This window comes from Pseudoclavibacter sp. RFBJ3, assembly GCF_002931375.1.
GTDB lineage: Bacteria > Actinomycetota > Actinomycetes > Actinomycetales > Microbacteriaceae > Pseudoclavibacter.
Genome location: NZ_PSXZ01000033.1, coordinates 1 through 8389, shown reverse-complemented (window position 1 = coordinate 8389; position 8389 = coordinate 1). Strand labels below are relative to the sequence as shown.

10 protein-coding genes are annotated in these 8389 nt (G+C 62.5%); 4 read left to right on the top strand and 6 right to left on the bottom strand.

All coding sequences use genetic code 11. The annotated features are described in order from the left end of the window. On the top strand, positions 1-559 hold a 559-nt coding region (locus C5E07_RS18820), incomplete at its 5' end, for a pyruvate kinase alpha/beta domain-containing protein (RefSeq protein ID WP_258064058.1). Between the two features lie 152 nt (positions 560-711). Further along, the gene (locus C5E07_RS18815; protein ID WP_146080664.1) at positions 712-1533 is read left to right on the top strand and encodes a hypothetical protein; all 822 of its coding nucleotides are present in this window, start codon (positions 712-714) and stop codon (positions 1531-1533) included. 314 nt (positions 1534-1847) lie between these two features. Here the strand turns inward: C5E07_RS18815 and C5E07_RS20025 are convergent, their stop codons facing one another. Continuing rightward, a complete protein-coding gene (locus tag C5E07_RS20025; protein WP_181058193.1) occupies positions 1848-2627 on the bottom strand; it encodes an alpha/beta fold hydrolase in 780 nt (259 codons plus the stop codon). 419 nt (positions 2628-3046) lie between these two features. On the opposite strand from C5E07_RS20025, the gene C5E07_RS19900 reads away from it, so the two are divergent. Together C5E07_RS19900 and C5E07_RS18800 are read left to right on the top strand one after the other, a co-directional pair. Next, on the top strand, positions 3047-3328 hold the full coding sequence (locus C5E07_RS19900) for a helix-turn-helix transcriptional regulator (RefSeq protein ID WP_258064057.1): 282 nt from the start codon (positions 3047-3049) through the stop codon (positions 3326-3328). A gap of 26 nt (positions 3329-3354) precedes the next feature. Next, positions 3355-3651 carry a hypothetical protein gene (locus C5E07_RS18800; RefSeq protein WP_104301592.1) on the top strand — a complete coding sequence of 99 codons (297 nt, stop codon included), beginning with the start codon at positions 3355-3357 and terminating at the stop codon, positions 3649-3651. Positions 3652-3929: 278 nt separating this feature from the next. On the opposite strand, the gene C5E07_RS18795 is transcribed toward C5E07_RS18800, so the two are convergent. The 5 genes from C5E07_RS18795 to C5E07_RS18775 form a co-directional block, all read right to left on the bottom strand. Next, the gene (locus tag C5E07_RS18795) at positions 3930-4649 is read right to left on the bottom strand and encodes a CPBP family intramembrane glutamic endopeptidase (protein WP_181058191.1); all 720 of its coding nucleotides are present in this window, start codon (positions 4647-4649) and stop codon (positions 3930-3932) included. A 189-nt stretch (positions 4650-4838) separates the two neighbouring features. Further along, a complete protein-coding gene (locus tag C5E07_RS19300) occupies positions 4839-5159 on the bottom strand; it encodes a hypothetical protein (protein WP_146080663.1) in 321 nt (106 codons plus the stop codon). Next, complete coding sequence (locus C5E07_RS18790; protein ID WP_104301588.1) at positions 5159-5791, bottom strand: division plane positioning ATPase MipZ; 633 nt, start codon at positions 5789-5791, stop codon at positions 5159-5161. Before C5E07_RS18790 ends, C5E07_RS19300 begins: the two co-directional genes overlap by 1 nt. 626 nt (positions 5792-6417) lie before the next feature. Then, entirely contained in the window at positions 6418-6999 is a 582-nt protein-coding gene (locus C5E07_RS18785; RefSeq protein ID WP_104301586.1) for a recombinase family protein, read from the bottom strand. Between the two features lie 669 nt (positions 7000-7668). Beyond that, positions 7669-8160, bottom strand: a complete 492-nt coding sequence (locus C5E07_RS18775; RefSeq protein ID WP_104301582.1) for a hypothetical protein — start codon at positions 8158-8160, stop codon at positions 7669-7671. Positions 8161-8389 lie beyond the last annotated feature (229 nt).

Below are 8389 nucleotides of genomic sequence, written 5' to 3'. Positions count from 1 at the left end.
CGCGCTCATGCTCTCCGGCGAGACCAGCGTCGGCGCGTTCCCGATCGAGGCGGTGCGCACCATGGCGCGCATCATCGAGTCGACCGAGACGCACGGCCTCGACCGCATCCCGCCGCTGGGCACGAAGCCCTTCACGCAGGGCGGCGCGATCACCCTCGCCGCGTCCGAGGTCGGCGAGTTCCTCAAGGCGAAGTACTACTGCGTGTTCACGGAGTCCGGTGACTCGGTCCGCCGGATGGCTCGCCTGCGCACCGAGATCCCCGTGCTCGGGTTCACCCCGTCGCCGCACATCGCTCGCCGCATGAACCTCTACTGGGGCGTCAAAGCGGCCCTCGTCGACCGCGTCACCCACACGGACGAGATGATCAGGCAGGTCGACAAGTACCTCATCGAGAACGGCCTCGCCCAGGCAGGCGACGTCGTCGTGGTCGTGGCCGGCATGCCGCCGGGACGTGCGGGCACCACCAACGACCTGCGCGTGCACCGCGTCGGCAACACCGACTACCGGAGCGTCAGATCACGCCGCGGCAAGCACGCACGGTTACCGATTCAAAACTGATTCGATCAGACGCTACGACTACCACCCGAGTCAGCCAAGCCTGAGTACCTCAAAGATGACGGCCATTTCGAAGAGATACGCATCACCAACCTTCTGTCCCGCCCGAACCACCAACCGAACGCACCCTTACAGTCCCAGGAGAGTCCAGAACCATGAGCACCACGCAACCCAATCACATCTCTCGACGCACCATTGTTTCCACAGCAGCATGGAGCATTCCAATTATCAGTGTCGCCTCTGCAGCGCCATTGGCGGCTGCATCAAACCTGCCGTGCACCGCGACAGCCACGGCGACCGCTGTCACAGTCGCAGGTGATCCATCCGAATGGGTTGCAACCGTCCCCGGTAGCGCCATCACCTACACGGTGAGAGCTGTCTCCACGCTTGGGCCGGGGACGATCACCACCCAGAACGACATCTCCCACAACCTCACTGATGACAGTTCCGGATGGAACGGCGGCGGGGCCGATGATGGCAGCGAAGATTACCAGTTCGACGATTTCGGCGCGGCTGGCTCACTGGTTCTCAACCAGCGTGCTGAAGGCACCACCGCGCCGGCATCGACCTTTGTCCCCACGCAGACGCTGACCTTTGAGTTCGTCGACAGCACGGGAGCGGCTTTCACGCCAACAAACTTCGAGTTGACGGTCTTCGACATCTCATCGGTCGCCAACTCAGGCTGGCGTGCAACCTACTGGGACGCCGTCGGCTTCAGCGTTGCGCCCCAGTCGATTACACCGACCGAGCTAGCGGCAGGGGTCGGCGCCGGCACCCTTGCGGACCCCTTCCATCGAGAGGGAGACGATGAGGCCACACCCGAAGGCTCCGACTTCTTCGACGTCTTCAGGTTCGCCACCTTCCCGACGGGGTCAACGATGCTCTACACGCAGAACGGCGAAAACCAAGGCTGGCAGTTCATCTCCATCGCTGGGCTCAAGTTTGACGTAGAGGTTCCCTGCGCACCCCAGAACTGACCTGCGAAGCACGATCACGCGAGGCACTTGCACTGCTAGCGCTTTCTCCGTACGCGGCGTTGGTGCACCAGCTGCAGTCCGCCGTGAGGCTGGCCGTTTCGCCGCAGGGGTTCGACGAGTCTGCACTTCCTATTGCCAATGAGGAGCTGCCAGTGATGAGGTGGGAGTCGCGGCTCCGACCCCACTTCTCGGGCCCCGGCGTTCTGCGTGCGCGGATCCGCACTACACCGCGATCATCGAACTTGGGCCTGTACTTGGACCAGGCGACTGCTCGTCCGGGGAACTCTCGGCGTGCAGCCGGTGACCTCATCGGTTTAGCGTTCCTTGTTCGTAGCCCAGGCGTCGACGGCGTTAGTGACGGGCTGCCAGCTATCGCGTGCCCACCGAAAATGATGAGAGTGGTGAGGGAACTCACGGGTATCAGCGTGTGGTGGAAGACGTTGAAGCAAATGGGTGGCCGCAAGCGGGGGGATCACCCTGTCGCCCTTCAAAGTGAGTAGGAGAGGCGGGATCTCGAGGTTGCTCAACAAACTCGCGCAGTCGGTAGCATCCGAGTGAAGCTGGTATTGACCGTGCTCCCCCTCGTAGCACCAGTCCCGCATCAGGCTCCGCCCCCGTCGGCCGCCGAAACCTAGCCGATCGCCCGGCCAGTATCCGAAAAGAGCGCAGATAGCTGCAACCGATCGAACCTGCGCGAGCCGTCCGGCCCGCTGGAATGGGTTGGTATCCGCGGCTGACGAGCTGGTGTCGCTGGCGATCGTCACGACTGCGGAAGGACGAATGGTCCGAGCGGCGGCTGCAAGAAGAGCGAGCTGCCCGCCGAGGCTGTGCCCGACGACGATGAACGGGGCGGCGCCTGGGAGAAGAGCGTCGGCCACGGCGGGCAGATCGTTCCTGATCAATGCGGAGTATCCGTACCGCTGCCGGCGCACACACGAGAGAGGGGTGAGAGGCATGCCGCGTAGTTCGAGGGCGATGATGTGGCGACCGTCTCCCGCCCACGCGCTGAGCATTCGTGAGTAGTAGTTGACCGGAACACCAAGCGCAGGGATGAAGAGGATAGGTGGGCCCCGCCGACCCGAACTCGAAGGCAAGTGCTGGACAACGTCGATCTGAGTGCCGTCACGGAGATCGTGAGGGCCGTGCCGATGAGTGGTTGTCCCGACAGGAGGGAGAGGATGGCAATGTCATGATTGTCGTCACCGTGTTCATGTTCATGCATCCACTTCTCCGGCACAGCACGAAACTGCATCCCGCGTCGGGAAGTACCTCGAGCTGAGTGGAACGCGCACCCAGACGGAGCGTGTGACCCCAAGCTCGCCGAGCAGCCATGACAGTGAAGGAGTTCCTCCTCAACGAGGTTCGTGCGGAGTACAGGGCCCGCAAGGCCAGGAAGCGTTTCGAGAGAACGCCAAGAGGAGGCCACGAGAGCTTCTCGAGTCAGCCAGTACATTCATGTATTGCAACCTGTGCATATGTATGGTGGACTGGCGTCGTGAACGCACGAGACGGCTTGTCTGAAACTGCCCAGCTCTTCAAGGTGCTGGGTTCGAAATCGCGCCTGCTGCTCGTACGGCTCATCAGCGAGGGCCCATCGCCGGTGAACTCACTCGTGGAACGCAGCGGCTTGTCCCAGCCGCTCGTCTCGCAGCACCTCAGGAACTTGCGCTCTGCCGGTGTCGTCACCTCGACGAGATCCGGGCGCGAAGTGCTCTACCAATTGGCAGACCATCACATCGCGCACGTGATCGACGACGCCATCACGCACGTTCTCGAGGAGCACTCCCAGACATGACACCTGACCCCAAGGAGCACCCACTTATGAGCACCACAGAACTGCACGCCGAGCATTCCGTCGACGAGCACGCGCACGGCGAGAACTGCGGCCACGACGCTGTCCAGCACGGCAATCACGTCGACTACGTGCACGGCACACACAAGCACGCCCTGCATGACGACCACTACGACGAGCACGAGAGCGTCGCGGAGCACTCCCCCGAGCAGCACGCGCACGGCGAGAACTGCGGCCACGACGCCGTCCAGCACGACGACCACGTCGACTACGTGCACGACGGTCACAAGCACGCTGCACACGAGGGCCACTACGACGAGCACTGATCTCGACACGTGAGCCAGGGGTTGGGACGGCAAGCCGTCCCAACCCCTTTCGCTTGCCCGAAGGCCGTTGAAACTCATCGCGCTGGCCTGAGGAAGAAGCTGGTGAACTCCACCCGCACCACGACCCGCCCAACTCGCGTCACGAGAGCGTCGGCTACTGGGCGTCATGGATGCGTGACGCCGGTGCGAGGCCTGGTCAGCCGTCGCCATCGGCCATCGGCCATCGGCCATCGGCAGGCCTTCCACGCGTTCCGCCGTGTTCGCGCCCCGGTTTTGGGTCAGCGAAGTGAGGTGACGAGCACGGCGGAGGCGATGCTGTTCACCGTCACGTGGAGGACCAGCGCACCCCACAGGGACCGATGGAAGACGCGCAGGCCGCTCAATGCGAATCCGAGAACGAGGTAGTAGGGCACGAGGATCAGGTAGCCGTGCACCGCGGCGAAGATCACTGCAGTTGCAATGACCGCTGCCAGCGTGCCCCAGCGTTGCGTGATGCGCGCTTGCAGCAGGCCGCGGAAGTACAGCTCTTCCCACAGCGGCGTCAGCACTGCGATGCCGAGTACCGCGACGATGAGCACTCCCGGTTGAGCTCCATGGATCGCGGTGTCAAGACGCCTCCCACCGGTGACCTCCCCTCCAGCGATGAGGGCCGCAACGAGCGCCTGCATTCCGACAGCCGCGACGATGGTGGCAGGAACCTGCCACGCGAGGTGCAAGAGCCGCCAGCTGGGGCGCGTGACCCCGAGGGAACGGGCGGTAACCCCTGTGGCCTTGAAGATCGCGCCAAGGGCGCCGAGGCACCCGAGCGCGTGAACTGCAAGTCCTGCAGCGATGACCTCTGGGAGGAGGGCGAGTGGCTGCGGGGCAGAGATCAGCACAACCGCAACCCCGATGGCAGCGAGCAGCGTCACCCCGAGCACGGCACCTGTGGCCACAAGCATCGTGCGCCATGAGGATTCCGCGGCGCCAAGCCGGTTCGGGTCGAGAGTGGTTGTCACGGAAGAAGTCTGCCGTCCCGCGAGGGAGCAGACATCGCCTCTTCGACTCATTGAACTCCGCTAGCCACCGTGATAGCGCCTTCGTTGCCGCATCGAGTCGGAGCCCGGATGGATCGGCACCCTGGCATCGTCCGCGCTTGGTGGGCGTATACCGTTGCTGCGTCAGCGTGTGCTATCACTACGATAGTGTCAACGATTCGACTTGGCCTCGTTCAACAGGATTTCAAGTCCTCGGCGCAATGCCCTAACGGCGGTGGCGTTGTTGCTTCGTTCTTCAAGTGCAGCGACCTCAGCGAGAAGCGCCGGGAGTTCCGGATCGGGGTATCGGACTAGTAGAGAGCGAGCGACATTGTCCGGCCAGCCGGAGGATGGCACCCTCCCCCGCCGCGCGGGTTGCGGCTGGACCGGAGAGTAGTCCTTGCCCGAGTTGTCGCTTTCAGCAGCCGATGCGAAGGCTTCGATGGCCGCCTCGTCGACCTTGTGGACGCTTGGCCTCTTACGAATGGCCATCAGTGCATCAGCTCCTCTGCCAGCACTTGGATCTCTGCCTTCGCCTTAGCATTCGACCACTCAACAACCCCGAGACCCTCGCCGATGACGTCGCGGTAGGCCTTGCGCTCATGAATAACAGTGCGAAGCGGCTTGATGACGGGGTAGTCGCTGAGGTACTCCCCCGCGTCTGCTCGCTCACTGGCGTTGGAGTTCGTAGGCGCTTGCGTGATCAGGCCGTGCACGTCGAGACTGGGATTCAGGTCCAGTGCCTGTTCGATTACCTCGCTCATGTGAGGCAAGGTGTCGAGATCGAACTGGCTTGGGCGCACGACGACCACCAGCTTGTCAGCAGCAGTCATTCCGGTGCGCATCTCCTTACTGTCGTGACCAGCGACGTCCACGAGGACCACGTCGTACCGTCCATCCAGGTCGAGCAAGGTTTGGTGGATGCTACCGAGCTTTTCCACGCAAGCGAGCGCTGGTACTCGTCCCAGCTCTTCTCGATCCTCGTGCCACCTGGCGCTAGAACGCTGACGATCGGCGTCCACCAGGACCACGTCCTTACCTTGGCGCGCGAACTCAACGGCCAGATTCGTGGCGATCGTCGACTTCCCGGGGCCACCCTTTTGACTTCCCAACAAGATGATCATGGGTCGAATCTACGGCTGCGCGACGGCGTCCTGCTTGCAACACGCCGTCACTACGGTTCTGATATCACTATGCTTCTACTATGCATGCCGGGATTGATAGTCACCGAACGCGCACGCAGCGACCTGTTAGGGAGCACGCCGTGGCCCAAGGGCAAGCAAGGCCTGAGGAGAGTTGTAGCCGAAATCTTTTCAGCATTACTATCGCAGTGCTATCACTCTCGTAGTTACATCACTACGGTTGCGCAAGTCAACATCCTTCCCGCACTGCCCCTCAGACTGAGCGGTCGAGCCTCACGGACCCAAGGCGGAGGGCTATCGATAGTGATAGAGAGGCTCGCGATCCAATGCACTGAATCGTAGTGATATCACAACGATAGTGGGGGCCGTGAAGTCATTGACCGCCCGCACCGCTGACCTGCAGGGTGATGCAGATGCTATCACTATGTTAGTGATGGTGGTCACCCGACTTGGGTGACCTGGGGAAACCACTGCGCGTGGCGTAGCGTCTACTGCCCTCATCTGAGGGTTCGATCTCGAAGGAGCGTTTACCGCACCAGGTACACGGGCACGCGGGGTGGGTGAGTGCCTGGCAGGCAGAGACGGCACCACAGTGCCACTTCAGTCCTTCAGGCGGTCGGCGTTCTTTTTTGGTGACGGTACAGCGTCGCGCGACTCCACCCGACGAGCCGAGCAGCTTCTTCTGCTGTTCGACCTCGTTTGCGCGCGTCGGCTACGACGCGGAGCTTCTCTGCGATCTGGGCAGGATCAGAGAGGGGCCGGCCAAACTTCGTACCGTTCTGGCGAGCTGCGGCGATACCAGCATTCACACGCTCGACGATAAGCTCACGCTCGTACTCGGCGAGGGTGGCGAGCATGTTCAACATGAGACGGCCCGTTGACGTCGCCGGATCGATACCGTCCGAGACAGAGCGCACGTTTACGCCGCGCTCCCGCAGCAGGTTGACAGTGTTGAGGACGTCGATGAGGGATCGCCCCAAACGATCAACACGCCACACGACAACCGTGTCGCCGGCCTCTGCATGCTCGAGCAATCGCTTCATGCCCGGGCGCTCGATTGCAGCCCTACTCCCGGATGTCACATCGGCGAAGACGTCGCGCTTCTGGACGCCGACGCCGACGAGTGCGTCGAGCTGGAGCTGCGCATCCTGAGTTGCGGTGCTGACGCGGGTATAGCCGAGGAGTCTCACTCGGACAGTTTGCCTCAGAAACCCCGTAGCTGGAGCAGGCTGAGACGACTCATGATGAGGCGAGTTTTCGAGACAAGTTCAACCCTGGGTTTGCGGGGGAGTGGCGGTTCCGCGAACAAGTCGCCTCAACGTCTCGAAAACCTAATGTTTTCAGATACACCCCGTTGCCTGCGCGTGCACGACCGAGGCCCTCCTTTAGCGCACCTGGCCGGAGGGGCCACGCACATGCGTTGCCCTCGAGGACCGCTAGAGTCGGCGCACCTTCACGGCTTTACGCATCCCCGCGACGCTCATCTTGCCCTTCACTACCTCGACTTTGGGGCGGTAAGCGTAGTGGTACTCATAGTGATACTCCTCTTGGCGCCAGACCGATCCATCGGTGAGTTGAACGATCGTGTCTCCGGACCACCCAGACCACGACCCGTCAATGTACAGAGTCATTTCGACCTCCCATGTGGCGACTGTCACCACTAATGCGATGAAGCTATTGCCAACCACCGACATAGGTGACTGGCAGACGAGCAATGAGCGCATCTCGCAACCCATCGGTTTTGAGGCGTCTCACTCTCACTGTCCTTGCACCACGCGCACTGTCGGCAGCTTCGACGCGATGCGCGGACGTCTCTCGTTCGCCCCAGATCGCGTGCTGACACTGTGCGCCGGCGCCTGTTAGTCCGTCGCGGCTTCGACGAAGAGAGGCTCCGGAGACGCTGCCTGGGGGCTCTGCGCCGTCGCGGTGAACGCCAGTGGGGTGATGTCGAAGCGCATGTCAAAGGCCACCGGGGGCAGCGCCTCGCCCGGAGGAACCGACCCGGCCCAGAACGCCGTGACGACGTTGTCGTCCCCATATTCACCCATCGTCCACCCCGCCTGTGCGCCGTTGGACAGGCCGAAACAGGTCCCCGTCTCCTCCACGGGATCAAAAACGAGCTGCACCGATGCGCTGGTGACGGGGGAGGACCCTCCCGCTGCCTCGAGTTGCACGCCGGGCTTGTAGAACGGCGCGCCCGTGACGGCGAACGTCCAGCTGCGCCACCGCAGCGTTCCTCCGACGCTGGCCGAAGCGGCCGGCGCGCTCAGAGCGATTCCTACCACTGGGGTGACCCACACTGCTGCACGCAGGACGCTGCGTCTTTCAAGATCGCTCTTGTCGTGCATCATAAGAATCCTTGTTCTGTCTTCGAGCGTTGGCCACATGGACTGGAAGGCTTTCCCCTGCGGGGGCAAGGTATCGCATCTGCCCCACTCCTTCGGCAGTTGTAACGAACTGTTCTCCCACGCCTCGAAACCCATCGTTTTCGGGTCAATCACAGTCTGCGGAAACCGCACACTAGCCTTGTCACATGACGACACGGGACGATCAAGGGCGCTCCATCGACCAAGCCCAGGA